General features: G+C 71.4%; 14 protein-coding genes. 7 read left to right on the plus strand and 7 right to left on the minus strand.

Annotated elements, in window-relative coordinates:
* Positions 1–588: 588 nt before the first annotated feature.
* The 4 genes from ACLBYE_RS17335 to ACLBYE_RS17350 all read right to left on the minus strand — a co-directional run bounded on the left by ACLBYE_RS17335 (position 589) and on the right by ACLBYE_RS17350 (position 5,793).
* A complete protein-coding gene (locus ACLBYE_RS17335) occupies positions 589–828 on the minus strand; it encodes a hypothetical protein (protein ID WP_447695127.1) in 240 nt (79 codons plus the stop codon).
* A 388-nt stretch (positions 829–1,216) separates the two neighbouring features.
* On the minus strand, positions 1,217–2,815 hold the full coding sequence (gene purH, locus ACLBYE_RS17340) for a bifunctional phosphoribosylaminoimidazolecarboxamide formyltransferase/IMP cyclohydrolase (protein ID WP_447695128.1): 1,599 nt from the start codon (positions 2,813–2,815) through the stop codon (positions 1,217–1,219).
* A 108-nt stretch (positions 2,816–2,923) separates the two neighbouring features.
* Positions 2,924–4,672: a heparinase II/III family protein gene (locus ACLBYE_RS17345; RefSeq protein WP_447695129.1), complete on the minus strand. Its 1,749-nt coding sequence runs from the start codon at positions 4,670–4,672 to the stop codon at positions 2,924–2,926.
* Between the two features lie 176 nt (positions 4,673–4,848).
* A complete protein-coding gene (locus ACLBYE_RS17350) occupies positions 4,849–5,793 on the minus strand; it encodes a metal ABC transporter solute-binding protein, Zn/Mn family (RefSeq protein WP_447695130.1) in 945 nt (314 codons plus the stop codon).
* A 155-nt stretch (positions 5,794–5,948) separates the two neighbouring features.
* On the opposite strand from ACLBYE_RS17350, the gene ACLBYE_RS17355 reads away from it, so the two are divergent.
* From ACLBYE_RS17355 to ACLBYE_RS17385, 7 genes are all read left to right on the plus strand, one after another.
* Positions 5,949–6,506, plus strand: a complete 558-nt coding sequence (locus ACLBYE_RS17355) for a Spy/CpxP family protein refolding chaperone (protein ID WP_447695131.1) — start codon at positions 5,949–5,951, stop codon at positions 6,504–6,506.
* 92 nt (positions 6,507–6,598) lie between these two features.
* Positions 6,599–8,359, plus strand: coding sequence for an ABC transporter ATP-binding protein (locus ACLBYE_RS17360; RefSeq protein WP_447695132.1), 1,761 nt, complete (start codon positions 6,599–6,601; stop codon positions 8,357–8,359).
* Positions 8,360–8,486: 127 nt separating this feature from the next.
* Positions 8,487–9,575, plus strand: coding sequence for a branched-chain amino acid aminotransferase (locus tag ACLBYE_RS17365; protein ID WP_020092892.1), 1,089 nt, complete (start codon positions 8,487–8,489; stop codon positions 9,573–9,575).
* A 168-nt stretch (positions 9,576–9,743) separates the two neighbouring features.
* Positions 9,744–11,549 carry a hypothetical protein gene (locus tag ACLBYE_RS17370; protein WP_447695144.1) on the plus strand — a complete coding sequence of 602 codons (1,806 nt, stop codon included), beginning with the start codon at positions 9,744–9,746 and terminating at the stop codon, positions 11,547–11,549.
* A 134-nt stretch (positions 11,550–11,683) separates the two neighbouring features.
* Complete coding sequence (gene oxlT, locus ACLBYE_RS17375) at positions 11,684–12,970, plus strand: oxalate/formate MFS antiporter (RefSeq protein ID WP_447695133.1); 1,287 nt, start codon at positions 11,684–11,686, stop codon at positions 12,968–12,970.
* Positions 12,971–13,115: 145 nt separating this feature from the next.
* The gene (gene oxc / locus ACLBYE_RS17380; RefSeq protein ID WP_447695134.1) at positions 13,116–14,861 is read left to right on the plus strand and encodes an oxalyl-CoA decarboxylase; all 1,746 of its coding nucleotides are present in this window, start codon (positions 13,116–13,118) and stop codon (positions 14,859–14,861) included.
* A gap of 177 nt (positions 14,862–15,038) precedes the next feature.
* Positions 15,039–15,734, plus strand: coding sequence for an alpha/beta hydrolase (locus ACLBYE_RS17385; protein WP_447695135.1), 696 nt, complete (start codon positions 15,039–15,041; stop codon positions 15,732–15,734).
* A gap of 4 nt (positions 15,735–15,738) precedes the next feature.
* On the opposite strand, the gene ACLBYE_RS17390 is transcribed toward ACLBYE_RS17385, so the two are convergent.
* From ACLBYE_RS17390 to ACLBYE_RS17400, 3 genes are all read right to left on the minus strand, one after another.
* Complete coding sequence (locus ACLBYE_RS17390) at positions 15,739–16,917, minus strand: HPP family protein (protein WP_447695136.1); 1,179 nt, start codon at positions 16,915–16,917, stop codon at positions 15,739–15,741.
* A gap of 84 nt (positions 16,918–17,001) precedes the next feature.
* A complete protein-coding gene (frc, locus tag ACLBYE_RS17395; RefSeq protein WP_447695137.1) occupies positions 17,002–18,252 on the minus strand; it encodes a formyl-CoA transferase in 1,251 nt (416 codons plus the stop codon).
* 55 nt (positions 18,253–18,307) lie between these two features.
* Positions 18,308–18,781, minus strand: a complete 474-nt coding sequence (locus ACLBYE_RS17400; protein ID WP_447695138.1) for a PAS domain-containing protein — start codon at positions 18,779–18,781, stop codon at positions 18,308–18,310.
* Positions 18,782–19,001 lie beyond the last annotated feature (220 nt).

The following is a 19,001-nucleotide window of genomic DNA, read 5'->3' on the forward strand; positions in this document are numbered from 1 at the left end:
GGGGGGCGGGGGCCGGGGCCGGGGCCGGCCCCCCCCGGGCCCCCCCCCCCCCCGGCCCGTTCCCGTTCGTACGGCACGACGCGGCCGTCCCGCTTGTGTCGAGCCTGCAACGCGGCGGCGAAATAGCGACCGGTGCGGTTCCTCACGGATTGCGTTTCGTCTGATCCTATACGGATGTGTCAAGTATCGAGGCCCGGCGGAAACAGGCCTCTCCCGACCGGAGCCGGAGCGTCGATTGTCCTGGTTCGAACTCTTGGTGTTGCGAGAGGCGACTTATTGCAACTGCAAGTAAAATGACCGTCGGCCCTGAGCTCATCGAGGGCGCGCCCGTCACCCGAGCCTGGACAAGATTTAACCTGCCGACAATCGGCCCGGTGGAACCCGATGCGGTACGAGCCCGTATCGGATTTCCCTCCGCACCGGGCCCCTGGGATATCGAACGTGAACACCGTCCTGACACTTCTGCGCAGTCAGCCCGGCACGAAGCCACCGCTTCTCCTTGTGATTACCTGGTCCGTCGTCGCCGCGGGTCTCTGGATCCTGATCAACGGGTACGCCGGACGGCCGGTCTGGTGGTGGTGATGCGCCTCACCGCCCCTGATCGCTCTCGGGGTACCCGGTGAGATAGGCGCCGACGAGATATCCCGCTTGATGCGCGGTGAGATATCCCAACACGATCAGGACGCGCAGCAGGTCGATCCCGTAGACCGACACGAAGATCGTCGTGGCGGTGAACAGGATCACCGACGAGGTCAGGGCGAGGATGATCACCGAGTAGGATCGGCCGAGCAGCCATCCCACGAGAAACAACAGCGCTGCGACCACCATCTCGTCACTCGACCCGGAGCTGTTCCAGGAAGTTCTCCACGCGAGCTTCCGGCGCATTTCCCCGCGATGATGGCGTGCGGCCGAGAAAATTTCAACCCGCGGCGCAGACACCGCACCTATTCGACAAGTTGGGAATATTACACCCGCAATATTGCACCAAAGATAGCTTTCCCGGACGCCGACCATTCATTGCCGAGCTTGGTCCGGTACCGCGTCTGTTCACGGCAATGCTGGGCGGGAGCGCCCGCTCGGCAAACAATCGACCCGGCCGGTCCGATCGCGGCGGATCGTTAACGCGGCGCGGCGGCGCGACCGCGGGCGTCCGGACCGGTGCGGACGCCCCCGAGGTGGCGCCCCGTCCCGGAGGGCGGGAGTGCGGCCCGCCGGCTCAGTGCCGGAAGTGGCGGTGCCCCGTCAGGACCATGGCGAGACCGGCCTCGTCGGCCGCCGCGACCACGTCCGCGTCGCGCATCGAGCCGCCGGGCTGGATCACCGCGGTGGCGCCCGCCTCGGCGGCCGCCATGAGGCCGTCCGCGAACGGGAAGAACGCGTCCGACGCCACCACCGAGCCGACAGCGAGGCTCTCGGCCAGCCCGAGACGCTTCGCCCCCTCGGCGGCCTTCCAGGCGGCGATGCGCGAGGAATCGACCCGGGACATCTGGCCCGCGCCGATGCCGACCGTGGCGCCGGCCTTCGCGTACACGATGGCGTTCGACTTCACGTGCTTGGCCACTCGGTAGGCGAACCGGAGATCGGCCAGCTCGGCCTCGCTCGGCGCGCGCTTGGTCACGACCGTGAGCGGCATGTCGTCGACGACCGCCGCGTCCCGGCTCTGGACCAGCAGCCCGCCCGCGAGGGTCCGCACGGTCTCCCCGCCGGCCCGCGGGTCGGGCACGCCGCCGGCCAGCAGTAGGCGCAGGTTCTTCTTGCCGGCCACGATGGCCGCCGCCTCGGGCGTGGCGTCGGGGGCGATGATCACCTCGGTGAAGATCTCGACGATCCGGCGGGCCGCCTCGGCGTCGAGGGTCCGGTTCAGGGCGACGATGCCGCCGAACGCGGAGGTCGGGTCGCAGCTCAGGGCCCGCTCGTAGGCCTCGAGCAGGCTCGCCCCCTCGGCGACGCCGCAGGGGTTGGCGTGTTTGATGATGGCCACGGCGGCGGTCCGGGCCGGGTCGAACTCGGCCACGCACTCGTAGGCGGCGTCCGTGTCGTTGAAGTTGTTGTAGGACAGCTCCTTGCCCTGGAGCTGGCGGGCGGTGGCCACGCCCGCCCGGACCTTGCCGGGCGCGCGGTAGAAGGCGGCCGACTGGTGCGGGTTCTCGCCGTAGCGCAGTTCCTGGCCCAGGGAACCGCCGAAGGCTCGGAACCGGGCCGGCGCCTCGGCGCCGAAGCGTCCCGCCATCCAGTTGGCGATGGCGGCATCGTAGGACGCGGTGCGGGCGAAGGCCTTCTGCGCCAGGCTCCGGCGCAGATCCGCGCCGAGCGCGCCGTCCTGCGCCTCGAGGGCGGCGAGGATGCCGGCATAGTCCGACACGTCGGTGACGACGGCGACGTCCGCGTGGTTCTTGGCCGCCGCGCGGATCATCGCCGGGCCGCCGATATCGATGTTCTCGATGCAGTCGGCGTCGGACCGGTCGGCCGCGATGGTCGCCTCGAACGGGTAGAGGTTGACCACGAGGAGATCGATGGCGCCGATGCCGTGGGCGGCGAGCGCGGCCTGGTGCTCCGGGTTGTCGCGGATGGCGAGCAAGCCGCCGTGGACCGCCGGGTGCAGCGTCTTGACCCGGCCGTCCATCATCTCCGGGAACCCCGTCAGGTCGGCGACCTCGGTGACCGGCAGGCCGGCCTCCTGAAGGGTCCGGTGGGTGCCCCCGGTCGAGACCAGCGCGATGCCGCGGGCGTGGAGCGCCCGGGCGAAGTCGACGAGGCCGGTCTTGTCCGAGACCGAGAGGAGCGCGCGGGAGACCCGCACCTGATCGTGCGCCATAGCTTCGTGCCGAAAGTTCGAGATTTTCCGGCGCGGTAGCATGGAAACGGTGAGCCCGGCCAGCCGGCCCTGTCCGGAGACCTGTCCGGAGACCTGTCCGGAGACTCGTCAGGGCGCCACGCCGCGCAGGGGCGCGGAGGCCCGACGCTCGAAGCTCCACCGGACTTCCACATCGTCGGATACCCGCAGATGGAGGACGATCTGGTCGGTCCGGCGCGGTCCGGTCAGGCCCGAGAAGTAGACGCTCTCCTCGATGGCGATCTCGGCGTTCTCGGCGCTGAACACCCAGACCTCCCCGAGCGCCGAGGCGAGCTCCAGCCCCTCCGGGACGCTGCGCACCGCGATGCCGGGATGCAGGTGGAAACGGATCGCCACGTCCTGCGGGCGCAGCCGCCGCCCGCGGCTGAGCCCCTTGCCCTGGCGCAGGAAGGCGTCGCGGCCCTCCAGGCGCGCCGTCGCGTGGAAGAGCTGCCAGCGGCGCTCGTGCACGATGCCGAATTCGGGGGCGTAGCCGTTGTGCCGGGCCGCGAGGACGACGCTGTCGGCCTCCTCGGCCCGCTCGGCCGCCACCGCCGACGGACCGCTCAGGACCACGGGCCCGCGCCGGCCGATCAGCCAGTCCGCCAGCAGCCGCTCGCCCCACCACCCGGTGCGGGTGAGGAACCGGCAGGACGAGGCGTGGGCCACCGAGGCCGTCGAATGGGCCGGCGTCGAGCGGGCGAGGAGGCGCAGATCCGCGCCGCTGGCCGGCAGGCCGCAATTGACCACGATGCGCTGCGGCCCGCTCGACATCTCGAAGGCGAGGCAGCCCGCACCGGCATTCACCGCGTAGGGCAGCGGCGGGCTGGCACCGACATCGGCGACGATGACCACCCGGCCGCCCTCCAGGCGCTCGTAGCCCGAGTTCGGCGCGTGCATCAGCGGGCGGGCGAGCGCGCCGTCATAGACCAGCAGGGTCGCGAGATGGTCCGCGTCCGTGGCGCCCATGCCATTGAAGTGGCTCAGCGAGGCGTCCGGGTGGCGGAGCAGTCGCAGCAGCGGCAGCATCCGGTCGACCGCGCGCAGGAGCGCCAGCGGCGGCTCGACGCTGCGGCTCAGGTAGCTCTGCCGCAGCGGCAGGAGGTCGAGGAGCAGCTCCATGGCGTAGCGCGGGTCGCGCGAGCGGTGGCCGCCGTCGGTCAGGATCTGCCGGTCGAGCTCCCGCGTCAGGATGCGGGTCGCCCGGCGCAGGATCGGCTGGATGCCGTCGCAGCACAGGCCGGCGTAGCAGAGCGCCACCGCGGCGTTCAGGCGCCATTGCGGCGGCACGCCCCGGCGAAGATCGCGCTCGAGCTGCTGAGCGTTGCGGCCGATCGCCTTGAGGAAGTTCTGGTAGAAGCCGTGGTCGGCGCCCTCCAGCACGAGGGGCGACTGGCACAGGAACGAGATCAGCCGGCGCGCCGCCACCGGCGTCTGGCGGGCGAGCGCCGCGTCGCCGCGGCCGGCGATGAAATCGGCCACGAAGGCGCGGGCATTGGCGCGGGCGAGCGCGGTGTCGGCGGCGCGCAGGTGGCGCAGCCAGCCGAAGCCGTAGAGCTCGTCGGCCCATTCCGGCGACGGTGCCGCGTAGTCGAAGGGCGAGCCGCCGCTCGCCGCGAGCGACCGGCCGGCGAAGACGAACAACCCGGCGTAGATGTCGTCCGCGAAGGTCGCGTCGGAGGTGCGCAGGTCCTGCGGCGCGATCACCAGGCCGGCGACCCGCATCCGGGCGAGGATGTCGGGCGGGGCGGTGGCGCTGGCGCCGGCGGCGCGGATCGCGCGCGCGGTCTCGCGCGCGACGAGCCGATAGAAGCGCCAGCGGTCAGGCCCCCAAGCCACGCGATCTCCGAGCTACGCGTTCTGACAAGGCCCCAAGGCCTTGAGCCCTCGCGCACGAGGATCGGCTGGCACCCGTTTCGTAAGGCTAGTTGGGGGCCTCTTAACCGGCGGTTTACGCTATGTCATGTCCGACGCCGTGAAGGCGAAGGATCGCGGCGGCGCGCCCTCCCGGCGGGCTAGCCCGGCATCAGCGCGGCGTCGAACGCCTTCAGGTTGGACCGCATCAGGTCGAGATACGTCGCGGCCGGGCCGTCCGGCGCGGAGAGCGCGTCGGAATAGACCTTGCCGCCGACGCGGGCGCCGCTCTCGCGGGCGATCTGCTGCATCTGGCGCGGGTCGCTGATGTTCTCGAGGAACACCGCCGGCACGCGCTCCTTCCGGATCTGGCGGATGATCGCGGCCACGTCGCGCGGGCTCGCCTCGCTGTCCGTCGACACGCCCTGCGGCGCGATGAAGCGCAGGCCGTAGGCCGCCGCGAAGTAGCCGAAGGCGTCGTGGGTCGTGATGATCCGCCGCCGCTCCGGCGGGATGCGGGCGATCGCCGCCCGGACGTCCCGCTCCAGCGCGTCGAGCTCGGCGAGGTAGGCGGCCGCCGCCGCCCGGTAGGCGTCGGCATGGGCCGGATCGACCTTGGCGAGGCCGTCCCGGATGTTCGCCACGTAGGTCCGCACGTTGGCGACGTCCTGCCAGGCATGCGGGTCGACGGCGTGGTCGCCGTGTCCGTGTCCGCGGTCGCCGTCCTCGTGAGCGTGCTCGTCCTGCGCGGGGATCGGCTTCACGCCCGCGGAGGCCACGACCACGGGGGCGCGCGTGCCCGAGGCCCGGATCAGGCGGTCGAGCCAGCCCTCCAGCCCGAGGCCGTTGACGAACACGATGTCGGCTTCGGCGAGCTTGCGCGCGTCGGCCGGGGACGGGCTCAGGCCGTGCGCGTCGGAGTCCGGACCGACCAGCGTCGCCACCGTCACGTGCGATCCGCCGACCTGCCGGACGAGGTCGCCCAGGATCGAGAAGGTCGCCACCGCCCGCACCGGCCGGTCCTGCGGCGCGGCCGCGGCCGGACCCGCCGATCCGAACCACAGGGACAGGATCGCGAGCGCCGCGATCCGGAATGTTCTCGCCACGCGCCGCACCGCTCCACCTGCCGCAATCCCGTCGCGCCTGCCACTAATGTAACATTGTTACATACACAAGCGGGATACATGGCGGGTGCCCTATGCGCGACGTTGGGCGCCGCCGCGGGCCGCGGCGGCGTCCCGAGCGTGAGACGGAGATTTCCATGTCCCGACCTTTGACGGCGGCCATCCTGGTGACCGGGGCTCTCGGCCTCGGGCTCGCCGGCGCGGCGGTCGCGCGCGATCACGGACCCGAGGGCTTCCGCGGGCACGGCCGCTGGAGCGCGCTGACCCCCGAGGACCGCGCGGCCTTCACGGATGCCCGCATCGCCGCCCTGCATGCCGGCCTGAAGCTCAACGCCGACCAGGAGAAGCTGTGGCCGCCGGTGGAGACGGCGATCCGCGACATGGCCAAGCTGCGCCAGCAGCGCCGCGAGGCGATGCGCGACCGGCCGAAATTGAGCGACGACGCCCCGGCGGCGCTGCGGGCGATGGCGGACGCGGCGAGCGCGCGGGGCGACGCCCTGCGCAAGCTCGCCGACGCGTCGCAGCCGCTCTACGCCAGCCTCGACCAGGACCAGAAGCGGCGCGCCATGATCCTCGCCCGGCCGATGGGCCCGATGGGCGGCCACGGCATGCGGGGCGGCTGGCACCGCGACCGCGGTGACGATCGCGGCGACGATCGCGGCGACGATCACGGGCCGCGCGGCGACGGCCGCTGAGCAAAAGCCTTGATCCGCGGCGGCGGCGGCGGCAAACCGCTGCCGCCGCGCATCCTGCCCCGGGGCGGCACTGATCCGACCTGGTAGGTCTCATGGCGCGCCTTCCCGGCGACACGGCTCCCCTCCTCGCCCGGCTCTGGCGCACGTGGCTGTACCCGCACCGGGCCACCCTGGCGGTGGTGCTGGTGCTGATCGCCCTGGTCGGCGCCTCGACCGGGCTCTACCCGGCGCTGATCAAGGCCGCCTTCGACGCCTTCGACCGCAAGGACGCCGCCGCCATCGCGTACGGACCGCTGGTGGTGATCGTCGTCACGGCCACGCGCGGCTTCGCCCTCTACGGCCAGACGGTGCTGACCAACCGGGTGGTGACCCGGGTCGAGGCCGACATGCAGGCGGCGCTCTACGGGCATCTCATCGATTCGGATCTCGCCCAGCTCGGCCGCGAGAGCCCGGCGGCGCTCACTCAGCGCTTCACCACCGACTTCGCCTTCATCAAGGAGGCGCTGACCCGCATCTCGACGGTCCTGCTCCGCGACATCGCGATGCTGATCGGGCTCGTGGCGGCGCTGATCTGGATGGATCCGGTGCTGACCCTCGTGGCCGGCGTTACGGTGCCGTTCGTGGCGGGACCGATCGGGCGGATCGGCCGGAAGCTCCGGCGGGTCTCGACCTCGACCCAGGAGCAGATGGGCGCCACCGCCAGCCTGATCTCCGAGAGCCTGCAGGGGGCGCGGGTCGCCAAGGCCTACGCGATGGAGGCCTACCTCAAGGGCCGCGCCGCCGAGGCCCTCGACGAGGTGCGGCGCCTCAAGATGAAGGCCGCCAACGCCCGCGGCCGCCTCGACCCGCTGCTCGAGATCGGCGGCGGCATCGCGGTGGCGGGCGTCCTGGTGCTGGTCGGCCAGCGGGTCCTGGCCGGCGAGAAGACCGTCGGCGACTTCACCGGCTACGTGGCGGCGCTGCTCCTCGCCGCCCAGCCGGCCCGGGCGCTGGGCAACCTCAACGCCATCCTGCAGGAGGCCGCGGCCGCGCTGCGGCGCTACTTCGACGTCATGGACGAGAGCGCCACGATCCGCGAGGCGCCGGAGGCCCGGCCGCTGGCGGTGAGCGGCGGCGCGATCCGCTTCGCCGACGTGCGGTTCCGCTACCGGCCGGACGCGCCGGCGCTGGAGGGCATCGTCCTCGCGGTCCCGGCCGGATCGGTGACGGCGCTCGTCGGGCGCTCGGGCTCGGGCAAGTCCTCGCTGCTCAACCTCGTTCCGCGCCTCTACGACGTCACCGGCGGCGCCGTGACCATCGACGGCCAGGACGTCCGCGGCGTGACGCTGGCCTCCCTGCGCGCCGCGGTGGCGGTCGTCTCGCAGGAGGTCGTGCTGTTCGACGACACGATCGCCGCCAATATCGGCTTCGGCCGGCCCGGGGCGACGCCCGCGGAGATAGAGGCGGCGGCCGAGGCCGCCGCGGCCCACACCTTCGTCTCGGCCCTTCCGGAAGGCTACGGGTTCCGGGTCGGCCCGGGCGGCGGCCGGCTCTCGGGCGGCGAGCGGCAGCGTGTGGCGCTGGCCCGCGCCTTCCTCAAGGACGCGCCGATCCTGCTCCTCGACGAGGCGACCTCGGCCCTCGATTCCGAATCGGAGCGGCTCGTCCAGGAGGCGCTGACCCGGCTGATGCGCGGCCGCACCACCCTGGTGATCGCCCACCGGCTCTCGACCGTGCGCGACGCCGATCAGATCGCCGTGATGGAGGCGGGCCGGGTGATCGAAACCGGGCGCCACGACGACCTGCTCGCCGCCGGCGGCGCCTACGCGCGCCTGCACCGTCTGCAGCTGTCGGAGCCCGCGACCGCCGAGTGATTAGCAGGGTGACTCGGCGAGGGACTCGGCGAAGGACTCGCATATGCGGCGACGCCGTCATGCGCCGGCTCCGTAGATTCGCGCGCCGGAGCGCGCCATAAGGGCCTCAGTCGATGAGGACCACACCGTGAGCGACCTGACGTTCGAGATCCAAAGTCATCCGGCCCCGCGGACCGCCGAGGAGCGGGCCGCGCTGATGGCGAATCCTGGCTTCGGCAAGGTGTTCACAGACCACATGGTGGTGGCGCGCTACACCGCCGGCCGCGGCTGGCACGACGCGCGGATCCAGGCGCGCGAGGCCATCCCCCTCGATCCCGCCGCCGCGGTGCTGCACTACGCGCAGGAGATCTTCGAGGGCCTGAAGGCCTACCGCACCGCGGACGGCGGCGCGGCCCTGTTCCGGCCGGAGGCCAACGCCCTGCGCTTCCGCCGCTCCGCCGAGCGGATGGCGATGGCGCCCTTCCCGGAGGACGCCTTCGTCGAGGCGATGCGCAGGCTCGTCGAGATCGACCGCGCCTGGATCCCCGACACGCCGGACGGCAGCCTCTACCTGCGCCCGTTCATGATCGCCAGCGAGGCCTTCCTCGGGGTCAAGCCGGCCTCGGAATACCTGTTCGTGACGATCGCCTCGGCCGTGGGATCGTACTTCAAGGATCCGACCGGCACCGTGACGGTGTGGGTCTCGGAGCACTTCACCCGCGCGGCCCCGGGCGGCACCGGCGCGGCCAAGTGCGGCGGCAACTACGCGGCGAGCCTCGCGGCGCAGTCGGAGGCGGCGTCCCAGGGCTGCGAGCAGGTGGTGTTCCTCGACGCGGCCGAGCGCCGCTACGTCGAGGAGCTCGGCGGCATGAACGTGTTCTTCGTCTTCGAGGACGGCACGCTGGTGACGCCGCCGCTGTCGGACAGCATCCTGCCCGGCATTACCCGCGACTCGGTGATCACGCTGGCGCGGGAAGCCGGCCTGACCGTGAAGGAAGAGCCCTACACGATCGACGCGTGGCGCGCCGACGTGCGGGAGGGCCGCCTGACCGAGGCCTTCGCCTGCGGGACCGCCGCGGTGATCACGCCGATCGGCACCGTGAAGGGCCGGGAGGAGAGCTTCACCATCGGGAACGGCAAGGCCGGCCCCGTGGCCCAGCGGCTGCGGAGCCTGCTGGTGGACATCCAGCGGGGCAATTCCAATGACGCCCACGGCTGGTTCCAGAAAATCTTCTGAGAACCGGCGTCCGGCCGCGGCCGCGTGGTCGGGGCCGCCGGGTTCGCCGCGGGGACCGGGCAGGCGTCTGCCCGGTCCTCCCCCTCGTCCCGAGGTGCGGGCGCGCGTTGCGGACTTCTCGGACGGTCTTCGGCGGAGCACGCGGTGACGGATACGGCTGCCGCGCGCGTGACGGACGCGTCGGTCCACTCTCCCGAGCCGCTCATCGGCCCCTGGAACCCGGGCGTCCGGTCCGATCTGCCGTCCGCCTTCCTGCCCCTCGTGACCGTCTACCGGCCGGAGCACGTCGAGACGCCGCTCCGCGACGCCCTGGACCTGAGCGACCTCTGCGGGCTACCCGCCCGCCAGCTCACCCGGTTCCGGGCCGGGCGTCTCGTCGTCCACGAGGTCCTGATCCGGGTGATGTCGGATCTCTCCGTGCCGGTGGGCGAAGTCTACGCCGATCTCGGCGTGAACTTCCGCGCCATCGTCGCGACCATCCTGCGCGAGGGCATCGAGCCCCGCCTCGCCGAAGTCGAGTCCGCCCTCGCCCGGATCCGCGCCGAGGCCGACGCGGTGCTCGCCCGCGAGATCGCCGCCATCCTGGACGAGAGGCCTCCCCCGCCGCCGCCCGAGCCGCGCTGGCTCGACCGCCTGCTCGGGCGCCGCCCTCCGACGGTCCAGGCGCCGCGCGAGGATCTCGCGACCCGGGCCCTGCGCCATCTCGAGACCTGGCAGCGACGCGCCGCCGAAGCCGGCGACGCCCTGGAGATGGCCGCCTGCGAGGCCCTGCGCGCCGTGGTGTCGGGCCTCATCGCGCGGCAGAATGCGGTCATCCGCGGCGCCGCGCTGCTGCGGACGATCGCGGGGACGCTGGTCTCGAACGGCTACGGCAGCCGGCGCGTCGGCGAGCAGATCGAGCCCTGGATCGACGCCGTCGTGGAGGCGCGGCGCTACCGGCGGCTGGCGCCGCAGGATCACCCGGTGGTGATGAACGTGAAGGGCGCCTCGGCGTCCGGAAAGAGCACGATCCGCCCCTATCAGCTCGGCCTCGCCAGGCGGCTGGGCATGGCGTGGTCGGACTTCGCGGTGATCACCCCCGACGTCTGGCGCAAGTACCTCCTCGACTACGACAGCCTGGGCGAAGCTTCGCGGTACGCCGGGACGCTGACCGGCTACGAGGTCGAGATCATCGACATGAAGCTCGACCGCTACGTCACCCGCAAGGCGGCGGAGCGGCGGATCTCGAACCTGCTGATCGACCGGTTCCGGTTCGACAGCTTCCAGGCCGATGCGGGCTCGGACGGCGGCGGCCAGCTGCTCACCCGATTCGGCGACCGCGTCTACATGCAGTTCATGGTCACGCCTCCGGCCGACACCGTGGAGCGCGCCTGGAAGCGCGGCGAGCTGTTCGGCCGCTACAAGGCCGTCGAGGACCTGCTGGCCCACAACGTCGAGGCCTATACCGGCATGCCGCGCCTGTTCTTCAACTGGGCGCTCGCCCGGGACAAGCAGGTGGTCTGCGAGTTCCTCGACAACAGCGTGCCGCTGGGCGAGCGCCCGCGCACCATCGCGTTCTGGGCGGGCGGAACGCTCAACATCCTCGACGTGAAGGGGCTGATCGACATCGACCGCTTTCGCAAGGTCGACATCTTCGCCCACGGGCCCGACGCGGTGTTCGACGGCGCCGACCTCTCGGCCCCCGCCAACACCAGCTTCCTGCGCGAATGCCTGCGCCGGATGGCGGTCGTCCGCTTCGTTCAGGCCGAGACCGGCCGGGCCTTCCTGCGTCTCGACCGCGGTCGAATCACGGCGCTGGATCCGGCAACCCTGGCGGCGGTCAAGGCGGGGCCGGACTGGGAGGCCGCCTGCACCCTCATCGGCTTCCCGGCCGACCCGGCCTCGATCCCCGCCCTCGACGAGGTTCTGAGCCCCGCGGAGGCACCGACGCTGGGTGCCTGGGGACCGATTCCTCCGGCGGGGCAAACGGAATAATATCGCCGTCCTGACACTTCACCCGGTCCGTCTCACGCTGGTATATTGCATACCTAGAACGGATGTGCATGATCGTCGGGGCACGAGAGACGCCGCCAGAGCAAGGCCGCGCCGCCCAAGAGAGAGGCTCAGGGATGGAACGCCAGGATTCGCCTTCGGCGAAATGGTGGCAGCTCGCCTTCGGCGTGATCTGCATGGCCATGATCGCCAACCTTCAATACGGTTGGACCCTGTTCGTGGACCCGATCGATCAGCGCTACCATTGGGGCCGCGCGGCAATCCAGCTCGCGTTCACGCTGTTCGTCGCCACGGAGACCTGGCTGGTGCCGGTCGAGGCGTGGTTCGTCGACCGCTACGGTCCGAAGATCGTCGTCGCCTTCGGCGGCGTGATGATCGCCCTCGCCTGGACCATCAACGCCTACGCCGACAGCCTGGCGATGCTCTATCTCGGCGCCGTCGTCGCCGGCATCGGTGCGGGTTCGGTCTACGGCACCTGCGTGGGCAACGCGCTCAAGTGGTTCCCGGATCGCCGCGGCCTCGCCGCCGGCGCCACCGCGGCCGGCTTCGGCGCGGGTGCCGCCATCACGGTGGTGCCGATCGCCAAGATGATCGCGTCGAGCGGCTATCAGGACGCGTTCCTGTACTTCGGCATCGGTCAGGGCGCCGTGGTGCTGGCCCTCGCCTTCCTGCTGCGCAAGCCGTCGACCAACACGCCGGTCCAGCGCAAGAAGACGCGCCTGCCGCAGACCAAGGTCGACCGCAGCCCGCGCGAGGCGGTGCGCACCCCGGTCTTCTGGGTGATGTACGTGATGTTCGTGATGGTCGCCTCCGGTGGCCTGATGGCGGCGGCGCAGATCGCCCCGATCGCCCACGACTTCCAAGTGGCCGGCGTCCCGGTGAGCCTGTTCGGTCTGCAGATGGCGGCGCTGACGCTGGCGATCTCGCTCGACCGGGTCTTCGACGGGTTCGGCCGGCCGTTCTTCGGGTACGTCTCCGACAACATCGGCCGCGAGAACACGATGTTCATCGCCTTCTCGACGGCGGCGCTCGCGGTGATCGTGCTGCTGACCTACGGGCACATCCCGATGGTCTTCGTCCTGGCCACCGCAGTGTATTTCGGGGTGTTCGGCGAGATCTACTCGCTGTTCCCGGCGACCTGCGGCGACACGTTCGGCTCCAAGTACGCCGCCAGCAACGCCGGCCTGCTCTACACCGCCAAGGGCACCGCGGCCTTCCTCGTCCCCTTCGCCAGCATCCTGTCGGCGGCCTACGGCTGGTCGGCGGTGTTCACGCTGATCATCGTCCTCAACGTGACGGCGGCGGCGCTGGCGATGTTCGTCCTGCGCCCGATGCGGGCCCGCTACCTCGCCTCGGAGGACCAGCCCGCGGCGCTCGGCGCCCAGCCGATCCGGGCGGCCTGACCGGCCTCCCACCCCACGGCGTCGCGGAAGCGACGCCCGACCTTCCCGGATCTCCCGCCCGCCCCCTCTTCGGGAGTGCGGGGGATCCCCAGCCAGCCGGCGCCGAGCGCCGCCCGTCCAAACCGATCTTCCGGGAGAAACCGTGATGACCGCAGTCGCCAAGATCGTCCACACCGCCCCCGAGGTCGAGGCCGAGCCCGATCTGACCGACGGCTTCCACCTCGTCATCGACGCGCTCAAGCTGAACGGCATCGACACCATCTACGGTGTCCCGGGCATCCCGATCACCGATCTCGGCCGCATGGCCCAGGCCGAGGGGATGCGGGTCATCTCGTTCCGCCACGAGCAGCACGCCGGCAACGCCGCGGCGATCGCGGGCTTCCTTACCCAGAAGCCGGGCATCTGCCTCACGGTCTCGGCTCCGGGCTTCCTCAACGGCCTGACCGCGCTCGCCAACGCCACCACCAACTGCTTCCCGATGATCCTGATCTCGGGCTCCTCCGAGCGTGAGATCGTCGACCTGCAGCAGGGCGACTACGAGGAGATGGACCAGCTCGCCATCGCCAAGCCCCTGTGCAAGGCGGCCTTCCGGGTGCTGCACGCCGCCGATATCGGCATCGGCGTCGCCCGCGCCATCCGCGCGGCCTGCTCGGGCCGGCCGGGCGGCGTCTACCTCGACCTGCCCGCCAAGCTGTTCTCCCAGGTGATGGACGCCGAGGCCGGCCAGAAATCGCTGGTCAAGGTCATCGATCCGGCGCCGGCCCAGCACCCCGCCCCCGAGGCGATCGCCCGGGCGCTGGAGGTCCTGAAATCCGCCAAGCGGCCGCTGATCGTGCTCGGCAAGGGCGCCGCCTACGCCCAGGCCGACGACGCCATCCGCGCCCTCGTGGAGACCAGCGGCATCCCCTACGTGCCGATGAGCATGGCCAAGGGCCTCCTGCCCGACACCCACCCGCTCTCGGCCGGCGCGGCGCGCTCGACGGCGCTGAAGGACTCGGACGTGGTGCTGCTGGTCGGCGCCCGGCTGAACTGGCTGCTGTCGCACGGCAAGGGCAAGAGCTGGGGCGAGCCGGGCTCGACCAAGTTCATCCAGATCGACATCGAGCCCCGCGAGATGGACTCGAACGTCGAGATCGTGGCGCCCGTCGTCGGCGACATCGCCTCCTGCGTGAAGGCGCTGCTCGACGGCATGGGCCAGGGCTGGCAGCAGCCCCCGTCCGACTGGATCGAGACGCTCAAGACCAAGCGCGAGGCGAACGTCGCCAAGATGGCGCCGAAGCTCATGAGCAACGCCTCGCCCATGAACTTCCACGCCGCGCTGGGCGCGCTGCGCACGATCGTCAAGGAGCGGCCGGACGCGATCCTCGTCAACGAGGGCGCCAACACCCTCGACCTCGCCCGCGGCATCATCGACATGTACCAGCCGCGCAAGCGCCTGGACGTCGGCACCTGGGGCATCATGGGCATCGGCATGGGCTTCGCCGTCGCGGCCGCGGTCGAGACCGGCAAGCCGGTGCTCTGCGTCGAGGGTGACAGCGCCTTCGGCTTCTCCGGCATGGAGGTCGAGACCATCTGCCGGTACGGCCTGCCGGTCTGCATCGTGGTGTTCAACAACAACGGCATCTACCGCGGCACCGACACCGATCCGACCGGCCGCGACCCGGCCACCACGGTATTCGTCCCGGATTCTCGCTACGACAAGATGATGGAGGCCTTCGGCGGCGTCGGCTACCACGTCACCACGCCGGACGAGCTGACCCGCGCGGTCAACGAGGCGATGAACTCGGGCCGCCCGGCCCTGGTCAACGCCGTGATCGACCCGGCCGCCGGCAGCGAGAGCGGCAACATCGGCAGCCTGAACCCGCAGAGCGGGATCAAGAAGAAGAAGTGAGGGCGAGACCCTCGCGGGATCTCTGATCCCACACCATCGAAGCCGGGCTCGCGTGTCGAGCCCGGCTCTCTGCCTCAGCGAGAACGGCCTCGCGGATCCGCGCCGAGCGCGTGGACGGCTTCGCCGCGCCCGCAGTGACGGCGCCGGATCCGTCATCCGTTCGGTGACGGTGCATCCATGATCGATCCCGACCTCGCCGGCCGCCTGCACTTCCGCCACCGGCTCCCCACCGAGGAGTCCCTCCCCCCGGGCCGGCACGACCTCGGCCTCTTCGCCGAGCGCGACGCGGTGCTGGTGGTCCCCGAGGGCCTCGATCCGCGCCGGCCCTGCCCGCTCGTGGTGCTGTTCCACGGCGGCGGCGGCAGCGCCGAGCGCATCCTGCCGATGCTGGAGGCGCACGCCCGGACCGAGCGCTTCCTGCTCCTCGCGCCGCAATCCCTGTTCCCGACCTGGGACATCGTCATCGCCGGCCACGGGCCCGACCGGGAGCGCGTCGCGGCGGCGCTGGGTCACGTCGCCGACCGGTTCCTGCTCGATCCGCAGCGGCTCTGCTTCGCCGGCCATTCCGACGGCGGCAGCTACACGCTCTCGTCGGGGCTCGCGAACGGCGACGTGGCGAGCCACCTGATCGTCTCGTCGGCGGGGTTCCTGTCGGTGCACCTGCAGGTCGGCGCGCCGCGCATCTTCCTGTCGCACGGCACACAGGACGAGCAGATCCCGATCGACCGGAGCGCCCGGGTCCACGTGCCGGCCCTGCGCGAGGCCGGCTATCCCGTGACCTACGTCGAGTATGACGGACCGCACGCCCACCAGCCGGCCGTGGTGGCGCAGGCGGTCAGGTTCTTCCTGGCGGATCCGCCCGCCGGCGGCTGAGGCTTCAGGCCAGGGCGGCCCGGGCCGGCGCGCGGGCGCGGATCGGCGCCTCGGGCGCGTCGGCCTCGGACAGGAGCGCCGGGATCAGGTCGGTCTGCGAGACGATCCCGACCAGGCGACCGTCGTCGTCGACCACCGGCAGGTGGTGAAGCCCCGCCTCCAACATCCGCGGCACCAGGGCGGCCACGGGCGTGTCGGGACCGACCGGCTCGACCGCGCTCATGATGTCGGCCGCGCAGCCGTGGGGGGCGCGGCCGCGCTCGGCGGTGAGGCGCAGGCGGCGGCCGAGACCGAGGCGCGGCCCGCTCCGGTCCCAGGCGGCCTTGTCGAGCAGGTCTGTCTGCGTGACGATGCCGAGGACGCGCGCGCCCTCGTCGGTGACCGGGAGCGCCTTGATGCGGTGGCGGCGCAGCAGCCGCATGGCCTCGGAGAGCGGCGCGTCCGGCGCCACCGCGATCACGTCGCGCGACATGATCGCCGCGCAGGTGATCGGGCCCGAGCGGCGGCCGTAGACCCGCATCTGCACGCGCCGCAGGATCTGCTCCAGGTCGCCCCGGTCGACGTCCAGCAGCTGGTCGAAATCTTCCAGCGCGGCGTCGAGGTCCGAGGCCCGGAAGCCAACGCGGGCGTCCGAGGGCGGATCGGCGGTCCGGGGCCCGGCCGGGCGGAGGTGCGGGTAGGCGCGCCCGGTGAGGTTGTTGAACAGCAGGGCGGTGGTCAGCAGCAGCAGCGAGTTGACCGCCACCGGCCACAGCACGAAACCGTAGCCCAGCTCCCGGATCGCCGGGCCGCCGAGGACCGCTGTCAGCGCCACGGCCCCGCTCGGCGGGTGCAGGCAGCGCAGGGCCATCATCAGCGCGATCGCCACCCCGATGGCGCAGGACGCCGCCACGAACGGGTCGCCGATCCAGGCCGCCGCCGTGACGCCGACGAGCGCCGCCACGATGTTGCCGCCGAGGATCGACCAGGGCTGCGCCAGGGGGCTCGCCGGCACCGCGAAGAGCAGCACCGCCGAGGCGCCCATCGGGGCGATCAGCACCGGCAGGGCCTCGGCCGGCACGGAGACCCGGCAGACGAAGCCGGTCGCCAGGATGCCCACGAGGGCACCGGCCGCCGAGCGCAGGCGCTCGCGCTTGCTGACCGGGGTCAGCTCCGGCAGGAAACGGCTGAGGAATGCGCGCATCGGATCCGGGGCTCGCACGTGAAAAGGACGGCGCCCCGGGGAGCGCCGTCCTGTCTCAGGGTCGCTGAAGTCGGGCGGTCCTTATCAGACCGCGCGGGCCTCGTGCATCGCCCGGATCTGCTCCTGGGTGTAACCCAGGTCTGCGAGCACCTCATCGGTGTGCTCGCCGAGCAGCGGCGACGCCTTCACCTCGACCTGCATGTCGGAGAACTTGATCGGGCTTCCGACGGTCAGGTACTTGCCGAGCTTCGGGTGCGCCACCTCGACGACGGTGCCGCTCTCGCGCAGGGACTTGTCCTCGGCGATCTCCTTCATCGACAGCACCGGCGCGCAGGGGATGTCGTAGGTGCGCAGGATGTCGACCGCCTCGAACTTGGTCTTGTCGGCGAGCCACTCCTCGATCGTCTTGAAGATGTCGAAGATCTTGTCCTGGCGGGCCCGCGGCGTGTTGTAGCCCGCGTCGGTGATCCACTCCTCCTTGCCGAGCGCCTTGCAGATCGGCGCCCAGGCGTGGCCCTGGATCGTGAAGTAGATGTAGGCGTTCGGGTCGGTCTCCCAGCCCTTGCACTTCAGCACCCAGCCCGGCTGGCCGCCGCCGCCCGCGTTGCCGCCGCGCGGCACCACGTCGGAGAACTCGCCGTGGGGGTACTGCGGGTACTCCTCGAGGTAGCCGAGCGCGTCGAGGCGCTGCTGGTCGCGCAGCTTCACGCGGCAGAGGTTGATCACCGAGTCCTGCATCGACACGGCGACCTTCTGGCCCTTGCCGGTCTTGTTCTTCTGGTGGAGCGCCGTGAGGATGCCGATGGCGAGGTGCATGCCGGTGTTGGAGTCACCGAGCGCGGCGGCGCTGACGGTGGGCGGCCCGTCCCAGAAGCCCGTGGTCGAGGCGGCACCGCCGGCGCACTGGGCGACGTTCTCGTAGACCTTCAGGTCCTCGTAGTGGTGGCCGTCCGAGAAGCCCTTCACCGAAGCGAGGATCATGCCCGGGTTCAGCTCCTGGATGCGGGCCCAGGAGAAGCCCATCCGGTCGAGGGCGCCGGGGCCGAAATTCTCGACCATGACGTCGGAGTCCTGGATGAGCTTCTCGAGGACTTCCTTGCCGGCCTGGGTCTTGGTGTCGAGGGTGAGCGAGCGCTTGTTGGAGTTCAGCATCGTGAAGTAGAGCGCGTCCGCGTCCTCGACGTGGCGCAGCTGCGTGCGGGTCACGTCGCCGGCGCCGGGGCGCTCGACCTTGATCACGTCGGCGCCGAACCAGGCGAGGAGCTGCGTGCAGGCCGGGCCGGCCTGGACGTGGGTGAAGTCGATGATCTTGATGCCTTCCAGCGGCTTGCTCATTGCGCGTTCTCCCTGTGCGGTTCGGTGATCGGGTCCTTCGGATCGTCCGGCGGGCTCAAGGCGCCCGGCGGGCCGGATCCGAGGAAGCTTCGAGTTCGGCGACGCGCTGGCGCAGGCGCTTCTCCTCGGCCCAGCGCTCGGTCTCGTCGCGGATCACGGCGACGATCCCGGTCACCCGGTCGGAGGCGTCCCGCACCATCCCCACCGTGAAGGCGATGGAGAGCTGGCGGCCGTCCTTGTGGAGCGCCGGCACCCGCAGGGTCTCCGCCCCGTACTTGGTGACGCCGGTGCGCATGGTCTTGGCGTAGCCGTCCCAGTGGCGGCGTCGGTGCCGCTCGGGCGTGATCAGATCGAGGGTCTGGCCCAGAGCCTCGGTGGCGGTGAAGCCGAAGATCCGCTCCGCGGCCGGGTTCCAGATCGTGATGGCGCCGTCCGGATCGGACACCACCACCGCGTCGCCGATCGCCTCGGCCAGACCGTGGATTTCGAGGGAACCGGGCGCGGCCAGGGTCGGCCCGGTCGCCGTCATGGGCGCCACCCGGTCGGCGGCGCGGATGAGAGGTGGATCGCGGCAGTCCGGCGCCTTGTCATGGGGCGGCCCTTCCTGAACGTCACGCGCGGAAACGGCGGTAAAATTCCGGTCCCGCATCCTTGAAGGGCTGTCACCCGCCCCCTTCGGTTGGTATTTGGTATGCCAAATGGAGAATGGCGTCAACCGACGGGGTGACAGGTGGCACTTTTCTTCAAGC

The sequence above is a fragment of the Methylobacterium sp. A52T genome (assembly GCF_053346095.1).